This is a genomic window from Kitasatospora sp. NPDC005748 (assembly GCF_040630735.1).
Classification (GTDB): domain Bacteria; phylum Actinomycetota; class Actinomycetes; order Streptomycetales; family Streptomycetaceae; genus Kitasatospora.
Window position 1 is genome coordinate 87,690 of the sequence record NZ_JBEXYD010000015.1, and the last position, 15,853, is coordinate 103,542.

Consider the following 15,853-nt stretch of genomic DNA (forward strand, 5'->3'; position numbering starts at 1 on the left):
GGCCGGTCCGGTGCCCGGGCCCGGGCGGACGCGATTGCTAGGGTCGTCGCATGGCATCGAGCAGCGCGACGACCCCCGGCCGGCTGCGACGCGACGCCCAGCGCAACCGCGACCTGCTGCTGGCCGCCGCCCGCGAGCTGTTCTCCCGGCAGGGCCTGGACGTCCCGCTGGACCAGATCGCCAAGGAGGCCGGCGTCGGCAACGCGACGCTGTACCGGCACTTCCCGACCCGCGAGGCACTGATCGCCGAGGTCTTCGCCGACGCCGCCGCACTGCTCGACGGCGCGGCCCGGGAGGCACTGGCCGCCGAGGACGCCTGGAGCGCGATCGAGCGCTACTTCGAGCGGATCTTCGAGCTGGTCGCCGCCGACCGGGGCATCAACGACCTGGTCACCCAGGCCATCCCCACCACCCCCGCGATGATCGCGATCAGCCGGCAGAACGCGGTGACGGTCGGCACCCTGGTCGCCCGGGCGCAGCAGCAGGGCACCATGCGCCCCGACGTCGCCACCATGGACCTGCTCTTCATGCTCGGCCCGCTCTGCCGGGCCCTGCCCGCCACCACCGAGCTGCGCCCCGACCTCTGGCGCCGCTACCTCGCCCTCCTGCTCGACGGCTTCCGTACCCGGGCCGCCCACCCGCTCCCCGTCCCGCCGATCGGCGAGGAGCACCTGGACAAGATGTTCGCCGACCTCTGGGAGGCGGACGGCCCCGGCGCCTGACCCGGCCGTGCACCCCGCGGCCGTCGGGGGGAGCGCCGTCAGGACCGCGTACGGATCGGCCCGCCGCGCGTCAGGGCTCCGTCAACGGACGGCCGCTCCGGCCGCGGCCCGGCTTTGCTGAGTCCGACAGCGAGACACGCGACAGCGCGGCAGGACAGCCGGAAGGACGGGCAGGGCGATGGCGGACAACGGCGCCGGAATCCACGGAGACGAGTCGACGGTCGGGCCGACGGACGAGCCGACGGGCGAGTCGACGGTCGGGCCGGGTGGCGGACCGGACGGGCGCGGCCGCCTCGTGGTCGGGGTCAGCGGGTCACTCGGCAGCCTGGCCGCCCTGCACCACGCGGTCGCCGAGGCCCGCCGCACCGACGCCGAGGTCCTCGCGGTGCTCTGCTGGACGCCGGCCGGCGGCGAGTTCGGCTACCGCCGGTCCCCCTGCCCGCCGCTGCTCAGTGCCTGCCGCGACGCGGCCGTCGCCCGGTTGCGACAGGCCCTGGACGAGGCCTTCGGCGGCGGCCCGGCGGGCGTCCGGCTGCGCTGCCAGGCCGTGCGCGGGGAGACCGGCCGGGCCCTGGTCCGCTCCGCCGACCGCCCCGGGGACCAGCTCGTCCTCGGCGCCGGCGGCCGCGGGGCGCTCGCCCGCGCCCTGCGCCCGTCCGTGACGGCCTACTGCGTGCGGCACGCCGCCTGCCCCGTCCTGGCGGTACCCAAGCCACCGCTCCAGCGCGACCTCGAAGCCCTCGAACGCCACCACCACGTCCGCGCGCTGCCCCTCACCGTCGGCAGCTGACCGCGGCCCGCTTCCCTCGGTCAGCGGGCCGGGTCGGCGGCCCGGGCCGGTGCGCCGACGGCCGCCGCCTCGGCCAGGACCCGGGCGGTCGCGCGGCCGGCGCGCACGGCGTGGTCCGCCCGGGCGGGGCGGCAGCGCTCCACGGCCGGGTCGTACTCGGTCAGCACCACGCCGGCGTGGTCGGAGTCCAGCTCCAGCAGCCGTACCGGCGAGCGCCGCTCGGTCAGCGCGGCGTGCAGCTCCCGGCTCAGCGCCGCGGGCACCAGGTCGTCGGCGGTGCCGTGCACCAGCCAGACCGGGACGGGGGAGGGCCGCTCGGCGAGGAGCGGCAGCGGGGCCTCGCCCGTGGTCACGGCCGGGCGGCCGTAGGCGGAGGCGATCCCGACGGCCGCCGTCGGGCGGACCTCCTCGGGGGTGTCCGGGTGGGTGGCCAGCGCGACGGCCTCGCGCCCGCCCAGCGACCAGCCGGCGAGCACGAACCGGGCCGGATCGCCGCCGAACGAGGCCGCCTCCCGGCGGGCGTACTCGAACGACGCCAGCAGCCGCGCACGGCCGCCGTCCTCCTGGTCCGAGCGCCAGTCGGGGACGAGCACCAGCAGCCCCAGCCCCGCCGCCTCCTGAGCCAGCGGCCGCAGCACGTCCCGCTCGTCCGAGCCCCGCCCGTGCCAGAGCAGGACGACGGCCGCCGGACCTTCGGCACCCACCGGGCGGTGGACGTCCATCAGGTGGCCGGGGGTGTACTCGACGACCTCGGGCGGGGTGGGGCGCTGACCGGTCATCCGGGATTCTCCTCGGGTTCGGGACGGGGTCTCCGAGCTGGTACTGTACTTCCTGTCGCGAGGGAGATGATCTCTCGTCAGGCGTCAGTGGTGCTACCGGAGCACGTCCTACTTTCAGTAGGGAGAGTCCGTTCAACCCGGGCCTGGCGCTCCACATCGGACGAGGTCCGGTGCCTTTCCAGGCACCGGACCTCTTCTGTTTTCCCGGATTCGGCCGATGCCCGGGCCGTTTCGGAGCACGGCCCCTGACCTGCTAGTCTTCTTCCTGTCGCGAGGGAGATGATTCCTCGTCAGGCGTCAGTGGTGCTACCGGAGCACGTCCTACTTTCAGTAGGGAGAGTCCGTTCAACCCGGGCCTGGCGCTCCAATCCGAATGAGGTCCGGTGCCTGGAAAGGCACCGGACCTCATTCGTTCTCCGGGTACCGACGGTCCCGTCGCCGGGGCCGGCCCGCCGGATTCGCGCCGGCCGGAAATGCGGTCGGCCGGACGGAATACGGCCGGCCGGCCGGAGCGCGGTCAGCCGGGCTGGCGGTCGGAGCCGAGTTCGCGCGAGATCCGCAGGCCGACCTGGGCGACCACCGGGCCGAGCGAGCGGACCCGCGCGGCGGTCATCCGCGAGGTGAGGCCGGAGACGGACAGCGCGGCGGTCACCTCGCCGGTGTGGTCGAAGATCGGGGCGGCGACGCAGCGGACCTCGGGCTCGTTCTCCCGGTCGTCGATCGAGTAGCCGCGGGCGCGGATCCGGGCGAGGTCGGCCCGCAGGTGCGTCTCGTCGGAGATGGTCCAGGCGGTGACCGGGCGCAGCCCGGCGGCGACCACCTCGGTGACGGCCTCGTCGGGCAGCCAGGCGAGGATCGCCTTTCCGGTCGCGGTGCAGTACGCGGGCGCCCGGCTGCCGACCCGGGAGGCCATCCGGACGTTGGTCTCGTCCTCGACCTTGTCGAGGTACACGATGCCGGGGGCCTGCCAGACCGTCAGGTGCACGGTCTCGCCGGCCTCGCGCTGCAGCCGCCGCAGGTGCTCGGCGGCGACGCTGCGCAGGTCGAGAGTGGACAGGTAGGCCTGGCCGAGGCGGAGCGAGCCGTGGCCGAGGCGGAACCAGCCGGTCTCCCGGTCGCGGTCGAGCAGGTGCTCGTCCAGCAGCGGGCCGGCCAGCCGCAGCACGGTGCTCTTGTTGAGGCCCAGCGCCTCGGCGAGCTGGGCGAGCGGTACGCCCCGCCCGTTGCCGTGGTCGCGTACGTGGCCGAGGACGGCCAGCGCGCGGCGCAGCGAGGACGACTGGTTGCGCTCGGAACCCGCCGCCTTCTTCGCGGCCGCCTTCGCCGGCTCCGCGCCGTCCTTCGCCGGCTCCCCGGAGTCGCTCCCGTCGACCGCGCCGGCCGCCGGCGCGGGCTCCGGCGCGGGTCTCGGTCCGGGCTCCGATCCGGTCTGTGGCCGGGCCTGCGACCCGGTCCCCGTCTCCGTCATCGGTCCGTTCCCCTCTCGTTCCACCGCCGGACTGCGGCGGTGGTCAGACGGTACCCCCTCGCGCCGGGTTAGCCGATTCTTCGATACAGCGTTGTGCACTGCAAAACTTCCCGAACGGCCTCTTGTTGCCCCCGAGCGCCCCCGCCTAACGTCCGTGGCATCGAGCAGGCGCCGCGGCCCACCCGAGCGGTCGCTCTGCCGTACCCCCACATCAAGGCGTTCACGCACCCACCATCGGCCCCGGTCAGGGCCTGCTTCGACGTGCCCGTCCCCAGCGGCGCACGTCTCGGCGGCAGCTGTCGGGAGGGGAGGTCTCCACCCATGCGACTCATCAGACGGACCGCCGCGGCCACCGTCCTCGCCGCCAGCTGCCTCGCGGCTGCCGCCTGTTCGCCCGGTACCGCGCTGCGGGCCGGCGACCGGGCCGGCGACGACCGGACGGGCACCCTGCAGGTCTGGCTGTACAACGAGGCCGGCAACGCGGCGAAGGAGGCGGTGATCAGCAAGGCGATCACCGAGTTCCAGGCCTCGCACCAGGGCGTCACCGTCGACATCAGCTACATCGACACCGATGCCTCGGCCCGCGCCGCCAAGATGAAGGGCGCGTTCAACGACCCGAACAGCGCCCCGGACCTGGTCGAGTTCGGCAACACCGACCTCCCCGGCTACGTCGCCGCCGGCGGCCTCGCCGAGATCGGCGCCGACCTCGACAAGTGGAAGGACAAGGGCGACCTCGACCCGGCGATCGCCAAGACCGCCGTGCTGGACGGCAAGACCTACGGCCTGCCGTGGTGGGTCGGCGTCCGTGCGCTGTACTACCGCACCGACCTCTTCGCCGAGGCCGGGCTGAGCGCGCCGAAGTCGTACCAGGAGCTGGTGGCCGCCAACCAGAAGATCCACGCCGCGCACCCGGACACCTTCGGCATCGCGGTCGGCGGCAAGTACACCTTCGGTGCGCTGCCGTTCGTCTGGGACGCCGGTGGCGACATCGCCACCAAGGACGGCGCCGCGTTCAGGGCCGGGATCAACTCGCCCGCCGCGCAGGCCGGGATCAAGCGCTACACGGACCTCTTCGGCGCCGACGGCTGTCCGGCCCAGCAGTGCGCCGACCTCACCGGCGGCAAGACCGTCGACCTCTTCGCGGCCGGCAAGTCCGCGATGGCGATCCTGCCCAACTCCAGTCGCAGCAAGGTCGACGCCGGCCCGGTCAACGGCAAGTACGGCGTCGTCCCGCTGCCCGGCGAGAAGTCCGGGTCGATCGCCCCGGCGTTCGGCGGCGGCAACAACCTCGGGGTGATGAAGGCGGCCAAGCACCGCACCCTCGCGGTCGAGTTCGCCGAGCTGCTGGCGAGCCCCGGCTACCAGGAGCAGATGTACGACGCGATGGGGAACCTGCCGACCCTCAAGTCCGTCAACGACAAGGTCGCGGCGAAGGACGCCTTCCTGAAGCCGTTCACCGACACCATCGCGGCCGGCACCAAGTTCGTTCCGCTGGACCAGGCGTGGGCGCAGATCGACGCGCAGGCCGTCATCCCGACGATGCTCCAGCAGATCGTCACCGGAAAGTCGGACGTGGCCAAGGCCTCGGGCGACGCCGCCACGCAGATCACCTCGGCCTTCGCGGCCGGTCACTGATCGCACGCCCGAGAGAGCAGGCCCCGAGAGAGGTCCCGTACGTGTCCGCACCCACCACGACTGCCCCGGCGGCGTCGACTTCCCCGAGCGGGCGTCGTCGGGGCACCGGCCCGGCCGCGCCCCCGCGCGGCCGGCGCCGCCCACCGCTGCTGCTCCTCCTGCCGGCCGCGATCATCATGATCCCGCTGGTGGCCTACCCGATCTACCAGCTCGGACTGCTGTCGGTGCTGGACTTCGGGCAGGCCCAGGCGTCCGGGGGAGTGCCCACCAGCTTCGTCGGCCTCGGCAACTACGAGAAGATCCTGAGCGACACCCAGTTCTGGTCGGTGCTCACCCAGACGGTCGGCTTCGCCGCGTTCTGCGTGATCGCCACCCTGGCCGTCGGCGCCACCCTCGCGGTGCTGCTGACCAGGGTCGGCCGGGTGGCCCGGCTGGTGCTGACCACCGCCGCGATGGCGGCCTGGGCGGCGCCGGCGATGACCGGATCGACGGTGTGGAGCTTCCTGTTCGACACCAACCTCGGTCTGGTCAACAAGACCCTGGTCGACCTCGGACTGAGCGGCTTCCACGAGTACAACTGGTTCTACGACAAGTGGTCGGCGTTCCTCATCGTCGGTGCCGTGGTGGTCTGGCACTCCTTCCCGTTCGTGATGGTGACGCTCTACGCGGGCATCCGGGCGATCCCCGAGGAGATCCTGGAGGCCGCCGCCCTGGACGGCGCCGGCACCTGGACCACCTTCCGCCGGATCACCGCCCCGATGCTCCGGCCGATCCTGACCGTCGTGGTGATCCAGTCGGTCATCTGGGACTTCAAGGTCTTCACCCAGATCTACGTGATGACCGAGGGCGGCGGCATCGCCGGGCAGAACCTCGTGCTCAACGTGTACGCGTACCAGAAGGCGTTCGCCTCCTCCCAGTACGGGCTCGGCGCGGCGATCGGCGTGATCATGCTGCTGATCCTGGTGATCCCGACGGTCCTCTACATCCGCACCCTGCGACGGACGGGGAATGAACTGTGAACGCCCGTAGCCGCTGGCGGCTCGCCGCCAACACCACCGCGATCCTGGTGGCCGTCGTCACCGCCTTCCCGATCTTCTGGATGGTGCTGTCGGCCTTCAAGCCCAAGGGCGAGGTGCAGTCGCTGGATCCCAGGCCGTGGACCGCCCACCCCACGCTGGAGAGCTTCCGGCAGGTGCTGAGCGTCGACGGGTTCGGCCGCTACTTCCTCAACAGCCTGGTCATCGCGCTCTCGGTGGTGGTGCTGTCGGCACTGGTGGTCTTCCTGGCGGCGGTGGCGGTGACCCGCTTCCGCTTCCGGTTCCGCACCACGATCATGGTGATGTTCCTGATCGCCCAGATGATCCCGGTCGAGGCGCTGACCATTCCGCTGTTCTTCATGTTCCGCGACGCCGGCCGGGTCGCGCCGGGCATCGGCCTCAACACCCTGGCCTCGCTGATCCTGGTGCAGCTGGCGTTCTCACTGCCGTTCGGCATCTGGATGATGCGCGGTTTCGTCGCCGCCGTCCCGGTCTCCATCGAGGAGGCCGCCCAGATCGACGGTGCCAGCCGGACCCGCATCCTGTGGCGGATCCTGCTGCCGCTGGTGGCCCCCGGCCTGGCGGCGACCAGCGTGTTCTCCTTCATCGCGGCGTGGAACGACTTCGTCTTCGCCAAGACCTTCATCATCAGCGCCACCGAGAACCAGACGCTCCCCTCGGCGCTGCTGGTGTTCTTCAAGCCCGACGAGAACGACTGGGGCGGCATCATGGCGGCGTCCACCCTGATGACCGTGCCGGTACTGATCTTCTTCATCGCGGTGCAGCGCAAGCTGGTCTCCGGGCTGGCGGGCGCCGTGAAGGACTGACCCGCGAGGAAGGGGCCGAGGCGGGTGACAGCGGCCCGGTCACGGGAGTGGGGTCCCAGGCCGGGCACGTGCCGACGGGCGACCCGCCCGGACCGCGGGGGCGGTGGGCCCGGCCCACCGCCCCCGCGGTGCGGAGCGGGCAGGAGCTCAGATCGTCGTCCGGTCGGTCGGGTCCTGGTCCTGGTCCGGATTCGGTCCCGGGGCCGGTACCTGGTCCTGCTCCGGTCCCGGGTCGGCCGGTTCGCCCGGAGGGACGGAGATCAGGGTGAACACTGCCCCGCCGTCGTCCCGCACCACCGCGAGCCGCCCGTACGGGGTCGGCTCGGGTCCGTCCAGCACGCTCCCGCCGAGCCGGACCGCCCGCTCCACCGTCCGGTCGGTGTCCGCCGCCCCGAAGTACACCGCCCAGAAGGCCGGTGGGCCGTCCGGGTCGATGCCCGGGTCCCCGCCGATCCCGCCGACCGGCTGCCCGCCGACCCGGAAGACCGTGTGGTCGGCCGCGGCGGCGTCGTACTCGTAGTCGAAGACCCGGCCGTAGAAGTCCCGGGCGGTGTCCGGCGCCGGGGAGAGCTGATCGTTCCAGGCGACCGTGCCGGGTTCGTTCACCAGGCCGGCCCCCGGGTTGAGCGACCCCTGCCAGAGCCCGAAGACCGCGCCGAGCGGGTCCACCGCGAGCACCCCGCGCGCCTGGTCGGGCACGTCGAACGGCTCGAAGACGACCAGTCCGCCCGCCTCCTGGACCAGTCCGGCCGTCCGGTCGGCGTCGTCCACCGCGAGGTAGGTCGTCCAGGCCGGCCGTCCCTGCCCGTCGACCTCCCGGCGCGACCTGATCCCGGCCACCTGCACCCCGCGCACCGTCGCCACCAGGTACTCGTCACCGGCCGGGCCGGTCGGCACGTACTCCCAGCCGAACAGCCGGCCGTAGAACCGTCGTGCCCGCTCGACGTCCGGCGCGGCCAGTTCGGCCCAGCACGGGACGCCCTCGTGGTACCTGCCGGCCTTCGGCATGCCGTCCTCCAAGCCCTGGCGGACCCCTCGGCCAGCCTCCGCGACCCCCGGCCCCCCGGCAACCGGGACGCCCGGCCCGCTCCCGGCCGTGGCTGCTCAGGCCACCCCGCGCGGCCGGAACTGGACGCTGATCCGCGGCCCCACCGGCCGGGCGGTCTTGGCGATCGCGTGCTCCCACGTCCGCTGGCACGACCCGCCCATAACCAGCAGGTCCCCGTGCCCGACAGGGTGCCGGACGACGGGCCCGCCGCCCCCACGCGGGCGCAGCAGCAGCGTCCGGGGCTCGCCCACCGAGACGATCGCGACCATGGTGTCCTCGCGGTCCCCGCGCCCGATCCGGTCACCGTGCCAGGCCACGCTGTCGCGCCCGTCCCGGTAGTAGCAGAGCCCCAGGGTCCGGAACGGCTCGCCCAGTTCCTCCGCGTAGTGCGCGCTCAGCGCCGCCCGGGCCTCGCCCAGCAGCGGGTGCGGCGGCGCGTCGCGCTCCCCGTAGGACGCGAGCAGCCGTGGCACCTCCACCACCCGCTCGTACATCTCCCGCCGCTCGGCCCGCCACGGCACCTCGGCCGCCAGCTGTTCGAACAGCCCGGTCGCCCCGTGCACCCACCCGGGCAGCAGGTCCACCCAGGCGCCGGCGCCCAGGACCTCCCGCCGTACCCCCGTGAGAGGCCCCAGCGCGGCCCCGCCCCCGTCGGCGTCGTCGAACAGCGAGGGCTGGAGGTGCAGGGTGCTCGGCATGGATCCAGCCTACGCCGTTATCGAACATATGCTCGAACAATTGTTCCGGGTGCGGGCTCCTGCCGCGGGGGCCTCAGCTCGCCGCCTGCTTCACGAGGGCGGCGGTCCGCGCTTCGACCTCAGCCGTCGCGGAGGTGAGCGCGAAGGCGTTCGCCCACATGGCGCCGTCGTCGAGCTCCGCCTGGTCGCGGCCAGTGGGTGAGCGGGGGCGCCGGGGAAATCGCCGCGCGGGTGGTGGAGAAGAGCCTCCTCGGAGGGCTCGACGCGCTCGCCGGCTGTTCGATGTCTGACATGCGACGGCCGAATAGCGGTGATATGACTCGTTTGTCCGCCGCCCATCTCCGGGCGGCGCGGTTCACCGCGTGGCCACCGACGGTCGGTCGGCCGGCGGGAGGAGGACACCGTGGACGACTACCCGTTGCTCAACCTGTTCTGGACGATGCTGGAGCTCTTCCTCTTCATCCTCTGGTTCTTCCTGCTGTTCAAGATCATCTCGGATATCTTCCGCAGTCATGACATGGGCGGTTGGGGCAAGGCCGGCTGGCTGATCTTCGTGATCCTGCTGCCCTTCCTCGGCGTCTTCGTCTACCTGATCGCGCGCGGCAAATCGATGGGCGAGCGCGACCTGGAGCAGGCGAAGCAGGCCGACGCCGCCTTCAAGGCGTACGTCAAGGAGGCGGCCGCCGGTGAGGGCGGCGGTACCGGTACCGCTGGCGGGGCGGGCAGCCATGTCGACGAACTGGCCAAGCTCGCCGGCCTCAGGAGCAGCGGGGCGATCTCCGAGGAGGAGTTCCGGAAGGCGAAGGAGATCCTGCTCTCCTGACGCCGGGCCGCACCGGCGGGTCGTGGGCATCGCGCCGCGGCCCGCCGGTGCCGTCCGTCGACGGGCGGTGTGCCGTGTGGGCCTTGTGCCGTGCGTGCCGTGGGTGCGGACGCGCCGCCGCCCCGGTCCCGGGCGGGCGGTGCCCGGGACCGGGGTCCGGGGCCGGTTAGGCCTTGGCCCGCCGACGGGCGAGGAAGTACCCGATGACCAGCCCGACGGCCAGCGTCACGGTGAGGACCGCCCACAGCGGCAGGGTGACGGTGGCGATCCAGAGGGTGATGGAGACCGATCCGGTATTGGCTGCGATGAACCAGATGGCCAGCACCGCGAGGACGGCGACCGCGATCGTACGCATCCGCACCTCGCGGCCCTTGACCGTGACGGTCGGCGGAGCGTGCGGCGGAGGAGTGTTCTGCGCCATGTCCCCAGTATGGTGCGACCCGCCGACCGGGGCCCGTTCGGAGCAATCCGGCCGCCGGCTCTCCGCCCGTCCACCGCCCGGCCCGGCCTCCCCGTGTCGCGCCGGGCGCCCGGCGCTACCGGTCGTCGTCGCTCGTTGTCACGGGCGCGGTCGAGTGGTGCCGGGGTTCCGCCGGGTCCGTCTCCCGTTGCCGCCCACTCGATTTCTGACCAGGCGTGATGTCCTGCTAATGTTCTTCCCGTCGAGAGGAAATGATCTCTCGGTCAGGCGTCAGAGGTGCTACTGGAGCACGTCCTACTTTCAGTAGGAAGAGTCCGTTCGACCCGGGCCTGGCGCTCCATTCCAAGGCGGCCGCTCCCCATCGGGGGCGGCCGCCTTGTTCGTTCCCTCGGACTGCCGGACTGCCGGACTGCCCCGGGAGTCGGCGCCGGCCGGACGGGGCACCCTCTCCCCGGCTGCCGCCGCTTCGCCGCCCAGGGTGGCGGCTGCGTCCGGCCGAACGAGTCGATCTCATGGGCCCGCGCGCGGTCGGCCACGTGATCATCCTGATCGCCCGCTGCCCCGCCGCGGTGGCCGGACGGACCTCGGTGGGGCGAGCGTGGCGTGATGCGGCCCTACCGCACATCCCGTCCGAAACCCTCCGTCGTGGCCGACAACCGGCCAAGGTCGCGCCCCTGGTCGCCTCCCGGGCTGGTCGGCAGCCGGTCGCCCGGCCAGCGGCTTCGCCGTGAGCGGTGATCTGACGATGCGTCACAGGATGGCTGAAAGTGGCCTGCTGCGGTGTGAATATGCCATTGGAATGTTCGTCATATGGAATCCGGCAGTAGCCTTCCGTGTCGAAGCCGCCACTGGTCGTGGTGGACCGGCCGGTGCCGACCGAGCGCTCCCGGCCGTACCGAACCCTCCGAAGGAGCCCGAGTGCCGGGTATCGACGAATGCCTCTCCGGGGCGATGGCGATCGCCGGTGCCCGGGCTGCCAGTCTGATCGACTGGAGCAGCGGGCTCGCCCTCGGCAGCATCGGGATCAGCCCCAGCGGGGACCACGACACCTCGGCCGCCGAAGCAACCGACCTGGTACGGGCGGCTGTTGAGAGCCAGACCTTCACCGGGGCGGAGGACCGGCAAGCGCCGCTGCAGGACATCATCGTCACTGCGGGCCGCAGTTACCACCTGTTGTGCTTCATTGACACCGTCTTCGACAGCCGGCTCGTCCTGCATCTCTGGCTCGACCGGACCGAGGGCAACCTGGCTGCGGCGCGCTACCGCCTCCAGGGCCTCGCCGAGGAACTGGTGCTCGGATGACGAACACGATCGTGAATCCGGCCACCCCTTCGGCCTCGGTCGGTCCTGCGAACTGCGCGGATGCCCGTCCGGCCCCCGCCGTCGTGTTTCGGCCGTCCGGGCGGAAGCCTGTCGCCCACCGGCGGTCGGCATGAGCGGCCTCGTCCTGCCCCCGGTGGGCGTCCTCACCCCGGGGCGGCTCGGGCGGAACCCGGGTGAGGCGGTCACCAGGCTCGCCGAGGGCCGGTTGACCGGCGTTCTGCGCGGGCCCGCGGGGGCTCTTTACTTCGCCGACGGACTGGTGGTGCACGCCGAGTCCGACCACAGCCCCGATCTGGCCGCCCTGCTGACCGGGTGCGGCCGGATCACCCCGGAGGCGTGGCGGGACACCGTCCGGAGCTTCGGCCCCCAGTGCCGGGTCGGCGAGGCACTGGTGGAACAACGTAGCCTCAGCCGGGGCGAGTTGGAGATCTGCCATCTCGGCGCGCTGTACGACGCCGCGTTCTTCGTCCTGGACTGCGCCGGCGCCGCGTCATGGAACGCCGCCGCCTGGGCCTCCGGTGCGGCGGAGGCGGCCGGGTCGGTCGGGGCGGCCGCAGCGGCCCGGCCGGGCGCGCTCGCCGGACCGTCGACGGCGGGGTGCTGGTCCTTCGAATCCGGCGTGCGGCACTGGCTCGGGCCGGTCTCGGCGGTGAGCGCCTTCCGGCTCTGCCGGGAGGTCGACCGCCGCCGTCGGTTGCTCGAACGGATCTGGCCGTGGCCCCAAGTCGACACCGCGCCGGTCCGCCCGGTGGCCTGCGAAGCGGTCGGGGCCGGTCGTGCTGTCGGCGCTCCCGGGGCTGTCGCCGCTCGGCAGTCCGACGGGTTCCGCGCGGCGCACGGGGCTCACGAGGGGCACGTTGTCGGTGAGGTTCATGACGCCCACGAGGCCCGTGCGGCATGGGAGTTCGGGGAGCGACGACCAGCTGTCGAGGGTGGCCGGGCCGATCGGGAGGCGTGGGCGGCGGCGCCCACCCGGGTGGTCCGCCGCCGGCCGAGCCGGCACCAGCGTGAGTTGCTCGACCACGTGGACGGCCGAAGAACCCCGGCGGAGCTGGCCCGGCTGCTCGGGCGCTCGGCCTTCGCGACCACGGCGGACATCCGCCGGCTCGCCGCCGCCGGGCTGCTCGCCACCCCCGGAGGTGCTGTCCCTGGCGCCGGTGCCCCTGGAAGACCCGCCCCGGGAGGCGGTACCCCGGGACGCGCCGCGCCTCGGCACGCCGCCCAGGCACCGGTGGCGCCCGGCACCGCTGCGCCCGGCACCGCCGCGCACGTCTCCGCCGGGCACGCGCCGGCCGGAGCCGGGGCGCTCGGGGGCCTGCCGGCCGCCGCGACCGTGCCGGCCGGGCGGTCCGCTGCCGGTCACCCGCCGGTCGGCCGTACCGGTGGGCTGCACCGCCGCGTCCCCGGGGCCGCGCTGGCCGGGCTCGTCCCGGCGGGGGCCACCCGCTCCGCCGCCCTTCCACCGACCCCGGCAGCGACCCACCCGCTGACCGTTCCAGACCCGGACATCGCGCTGCTGACCCGGGTCCGAGACCTTCTGGAGGCCCGACTTTGAACCTCTCTCCGCCCGCGACTCCGTCCTCACGGCCATGAGGCGGGCGCTCAAGCAGCGTGTCGGAAGGAGACAACTGATCGCCTTGGAGACCGAGCTGCTGGCCGAACTCCGCGCCCTCAAGCATCGGGTACCGCATCTCGCGGGCGGGCTGGTGGCCAGCGTGGACGGCCTGCTGGTCGCCCACGACACCCACGGGACCGAACCCTCGGGCCTGGCGGCGATGACGGCGGCCTCCCTCGGCCTGGCGCAGCGGCTCGCCGACACGACCGGGCAGGGCGACTTCCGGGAGTCGCTGGTCCGCGGCGAGCACGGCTACGTCGCCACCTACGCGGCCGGCGGAAGCTGTGTGCTGACCCTTCTGGCACACCCGGACGTGAACGTGGGCCGGCTGCACCTGGAGGCCAGGCGCTCCGCCGGGCGCATCGCCGAGCTCCTCGCCGACTCCCTCGCGCCCAAGGACGTGCGGGAGTCCAAGGAGGTGGGCTGACCGCCCGCCGCCCGAAGCACCACCCGCCGACCCGGCGACCTGTCGGCGGCAGACCGGTCGATGGACGGATCTGTCGACGGGCAGACCTGTCGACGTGTCGACTTCCGACCTTCCCCACCTATCGACGTCCCACCGATCCCCAACCCACGAACGAACCGGAGAAACCGACATGACGGACGCAGCAGGCGCGCTCAAGCAGACCATGACCGTGATCGAAGGCGCCCTCGGTGCCGCACTGGTGGACTACAACAGCGGCATGGCACTCGCCACCCTCGACGGCCCCGGCGGGCTGGACCTCAACGTGGCCGCCGCCGGCAACACCGACGTGGTCCGGGCCAAGATGCGCACGATGGACATGCTGGGCCTGCAGGACGGCATCGAGGACATCCTCATCACCCTCAGCAGCCAGTACCACCTGATCCGGCCGCTCACCGGCCGCAGCGGCAAGGGCCTCTTCCTCTACCTCGCGCTGGACAAGAGCCGGGCCAACCTGGCGATGGCCCGCCACCAGCTGACGAAGATCGAGGCCGACATGGAGGTCTGACCCGCTCCCGGGCCCGGAACGGCCCGGAGCCCTCGGCGGGGTCCGGCCGACCCGTCCGTGGCACGGACCCTGCGTCGCGCGGCGCAGGGTCCGGCCCGGCCGCCGGTCGCGGTCGCGGGTGCGGGTGCGGGTGCGGCCCGGCTCAGCCGCCCGGGCCGCCCGTCCAGGTCACCTCGCCACCCGCCAGCCCGGAGCAGACGACCCCCTCAGGGGTGAGCACCGTCCAGGGCGCGAACACGGCGTGCGGCGGCACCGACAGGACGGTGTCGCCGTCGAAGACCAGCTCCAGCCCACCGGCCGGGGTCACCCGGGCGGTTCCCACCGTCCGGCCGACCAGGGCGAGCAGCCGGACGGTCGGGCGGACGGCCGGCGCGGGGTAGAAGCGCTCCACCCCGGACGGCACGGCGAAGCGGAACTCGTGTGTCACCCGGACGGTCACCGGCCCGTCCAGGTCGATGTCGAGTCGCCCGCCGCCGCGGACCGACTCCACCCGACGGCCGGCCAGGACGTCCGCGATCCCGTTCTCCATGCCTCCAGTGTGGACCGGGGCCACCGGTCGGGCCGCCCGGTCAGCGCGCCGGTCGGCCCTCGACCAGCTCGGCCGGTCCGCCGGAGCCGCCGCGGGCGGCGAGCGCGGCGGCCGTCCGCGACCAGGACGGGGCGGACAGCAGCGCGCGTGCCTCGGCCGGGTCGCAGAGCCGCCATTCGACCAGTTCGTCCTCGGGCAGCGTGATCGAGGCGAGGCGCTCGTCCGACGCGGTCCCGCCGTCGAACAGGTAGACGAGTACGGCGGTGTCCCGGTCGTGAGCCGGGTCCGCGCCCCGGCCGGGCAGCCAGTCGAGGGCCAGCAGCCAGCCCGGCTCGTACTCCCAGCCGAGCTCCTCGCGGATCTCCCGCCGGGCCGCCGCCCGGGGCAGCTCCCGGTCGGCCTCGATCCCGCCGCCGGGCAGCGTCCAGTACGGCTCCTCGCCGCCGCCAGGCCACGGCCGCAGGCGTACCAGCAGGACCCGCCCGGCCGTGTCGGTGAAGACGGCCCGGGCCTTCGCCCGGATCCGCGGCCGGCCGGCGATGTAGCCGGCCCGGTCCATCGGGGGAGCCGGCGGCTCGACAGCCGTCCCGGTGGTGTTCCCGGTGAGCGCCAGACCCGCCAACCGGGTGTACTCCGGCGGTGGTTCGACCGTCAGATGCTCCAGGGTGTGCCCGGCCGGGTGGCTGTCCTCCAGCTCCAGCGGACCGGCCGAGCGCGGCGCCCGCAGGCAGGCGGTGACCCGCCGGGAGAGGCGGGGCGGCAGCGCGTGGGCGGCCTGTTCGGCGGTCAGCCAGGTCCACCCGCCGACCTCGGCGGTGTCCGGAGCGAACGCGGCCGACTGCTCGGGGGTGAGCGGTTCGGCCCAGTAGAGGTGTGCGGCGATCGGCGGGCGGAAATCGTCGAGCGTCCAGTCGATGCAGGCCAGTGGGCCGAGCACGGGCGTGAACCCGAGCTCCTCGCGGACCTCCCGGACGGCCGTCGCGCGGGGCGACACGTCCTCCGGATCCCAGCCCCCGCCGGGGACGGCCACCGGGTGCTTCCGGTCGTACGGCAGCCGCACCACGAGTACCCGGCCGTCGGCGGACGGGAAGAGCACCCCTGCGGCTGCCATCAACTCACGTCCGGAGTAAACGCTCTGTCGGTCCGTCACCGCTCCGACTCCCTCCC

17 protein-coding genes are annotated in these 15,853 nt (G+C 73.4%); 10 read left to right on the forward strand and 7 right to left on the reverse strand.

The genetic code is table 11. From position 1 onward, the window contains the following. The first annotated feature begins 50 nt into the window (after nucleotides 1-50). Together ABZ495_RS14540 and ABZ495_RS14545 are read left to right on the forward strand one after the other, a co-directional pair. Nucleotides 51-722 (forward strand): helix-turn-helix domain-containing protein, encoded by a 672-nt coding sequence (locus ABZ495_RS14540; protein ID WP_359806257.1) that lies wholly within the window; start codon nucleotides 51-53, stop codon nucleotides 720-722. A 178-nt stretch (nucleotides 723-900) separates the two neighbouring features. After that, on the forward strand, nucleotides 901-1,512 hold the full coding sequence (locus ABZ495_RS14545) for a universal stress protein (protein ID WP_359836000.1): 612 nt from the start codon (nucleotides 901-903) through the stop codon (nucleotides 1,510-1,512). Between the two features lie 20 nt (nucleotides 1,513-1,532). On the opposite strand, the gene ABZ495_RS14550 is transcribed toward ABZ495_RS14545, so the two are convergent. Further along, nucleotides 1,533-2,291, reverse strand: coding sequence for a dienelactone hydrolase family protein (locus tag ABZ495_RS14550; RefSeq protein ID WP_359836003.1), 759 nt, complete (start codon nucleotides 2,289-2,291; stop codon nucleotides 1,533-1,535). 517 nt (nucleotides 2,292-2,808) lie between these two features. Continuing rightward, a complete protein-coding gene (locus ABZ495_RS14555; RefSeq protein WP_359806249.1) occupies nucleotides 2,809-3,759 on the reverse strand; it encodes an IclR family transcriptional regulator in 951 nt (316 codons plus the stop codon). Nucleotides 3,760-4,080: 321 nt separating this feature from the next. Here ABZ495_RS14555 and ABZ495_RS14560 point away from each other — a divergent pair, with 321 nt between their 5' ends. The 3 genes from ABZ495_RS14560 to ABZ495_RS14570 are packed head-to-tail and all read left to right on the forward strand — an operon-like array spanning nucleotide 4,081 to nucleotide 7,258. Further along, complete coding sequence (locus ABZ495_RS14560) at nucleotides 4,081-5,394, forward strand: extracellular solute-binding protein (protein WP_359836005.1); 1,314 nt, start codon at nucleotides 4,081-4,083, stop codon at nucleotides 5,392-5,394. Nucleotides 5,395-5,435: 41 nt separating this feature from the next. Further along, the gene (locus tag ABZ495_RS14565) at nucleotides 5,436-6,413 is read left to right on the forward strand and encodes a sugar ABC transporter permease (RefSeq protein WP_359836007.1); all 978 of its coding nucleotides are present in this window, start codon (nucleotides 5,436-5,438) and stop codon (nucleotides 6,411-6,413) included. Further along, on the forward strand, nucleotides 6,410-7,258 hold the full coding sequence (locus ABZ495_RS14570) for a carbohydrate ABC transporter permease (RefSeq protein WP_359806242.1): 849 nt from the start codon (nucleotides 6,410-6,412) through the stop codon (nucleotides 7,256-7,258). The genes ABZ495_RS14565 and ABZ495_RS14570 overlap by 4 nt, the downstream gene beginning before the upstream one ends. 147 nt (nucleotides 7,259-7,405) lie before the next feature. On the opposite strand, the gene ABZ495_RS14575 is transcribed toward ABZ495_RS14570, so the two are convergent. Beyond that, nucleotides 7,406-8,266: a VOC family protein gene (locus ABZ495_RS14575; protein ID WP_359806239.1), complete on the reverse strand. Its 861-nt coding sequence runs from the start codon at nucleotides 8,264-8,266 to the stop codon at nucleotides 7,406-7,408. Nucleotides 8,267-8,362: 96 nt separating this feature from the next. After that, entirely contained in the window at nucleotides 8,363-9,004 is a 642-nt protein-coding gene (locus tag ABZ495_RS14580) for an alpha-ketoglutarate-dependent dioxygenase AlkB (RefSeq protein ID WP_359806236.1), read from the reverse strand. 403 nt (nucleotides 9,005-9,407) lie between these two features. Here ABZ495_RS14580 and ABZ495_RS14585 point away from each other — a divergent pair, with 403 nt between their 5' ends. After that, nucleotides 9,408-9,827, forward strand: a complete 420-nt coding sequence (locus ABZ495_RS14585; protein ID WP_359806234.1) for an SHOCT domain-containing protein — start codon at nucleotides 9,408-9,410, stop codon at nucleotides 9,825-9,827. Nucleotides 9,828-9,993: 166 nt separating this feature from the next. Here ABZ495_RS14585 and ABZ495_RS14590 read toward each other — a convergent pair whose 3' ends face one another. Continuing rightward, nucleotides 9,994-10,248, reverse strand: a complete 255-nt coding sequence (locus tag ABZ495_RS14590) for a LapA family protein (RefSeq protein WP_359836009.1) — start codon at nucleotides 10,246-10,248, stop codon at nucleotides 9,994-9,996. Nucleotides 10,249-11,166: 918 nt separating this feature from the next. Here ABZ495_RS14590 and ABZ495_RS14595 point away from each other — a divergent pair. From ABZ495_RS14595 to ABZ495_RS14610, 4 genes are all read left to right on the forward strand, one after another. Further along, nucleotides 11,167-11,550, forward strand: coding sequence for a hypothetical protein (locus tag ABZ495_RS14595; RefSeq protein WP_329490948.1), 384 nt, complete (start codon nucleotides 11,167-11,169; stop codon nucleotides 11,548-11,550). Between the two features lie 130 nt (nucleotides 11,551-11,680). Next, nucleotides 11,681-13,126, forward strand: coding sequence for a hypothetical protein (locus tag ABZ495_RS14600; RefSeq protein ID WP_359836056.1), 1,446 nt, complete (start codon nucleotides 11,681-11,683; stop codon nucleotides 13,124-13,126). Between the two features lie 82 nt (nucleotides 13,127-13,208). After that, the gene (locus ABZ495_RS14605; protein ID WP_329490950.1) at nucleotides 13,209-13,613 is read left to right on the forward strand and encodes a roadblock/LC7 domain-containing protein; all 405 of its coding nucleotides are present in this window, start codon (nucleotides 13,209-13,211) and stop codon (nucleotides 13,611-13,613) included. A 169-nt stretch (nucleotides 13,614-13,782) separates the two neighbouring features. Then, nucleotides 13,783-14,157 carry a hypothetical protein gene (locus tag ABZ495_RS14610; RefSeq protein ID WP_329490951.1) on the forward strand — a complete coding sequence of 125 codons (375 nt, stop codon included), beginning with the start codon at nucleotides 13,783-13,785 and terminating at the stop codon, nucleotides 14,155-14,157. Between the two features lie 142 nt (nucleotides 14,158-14,299). On the opposite strand, the gene ABZ495_RS14615 is transcribed toward ABZ495_RS14610, so the two are convergent. Continuing rightward, nucleotides 14,300-14,686, reverse strand: coding sequence for a DUF6188 family protein (locus ABZ495_RS14615; RefSeq protein ID WP_359836011.1), 387 nt, complete (start codon nucleotides 14,684-14,686; stop codon nucleotides 14,300-14,302). Between the two features lie 40 nt (nucleotides 14,687-14,726). Further along, entirely contained in the window at nucleotides 14,727-15,797 is a 1,071-nt protein-coding gene (locus ABZ495_RS14620) for an NUDIX hydrolase (RefSeq protein WP_359836013.1), read from the reverse strand. Between the last annotated feature and the right edge of the window lie 56 nt (nucleotides 15,798-15,853).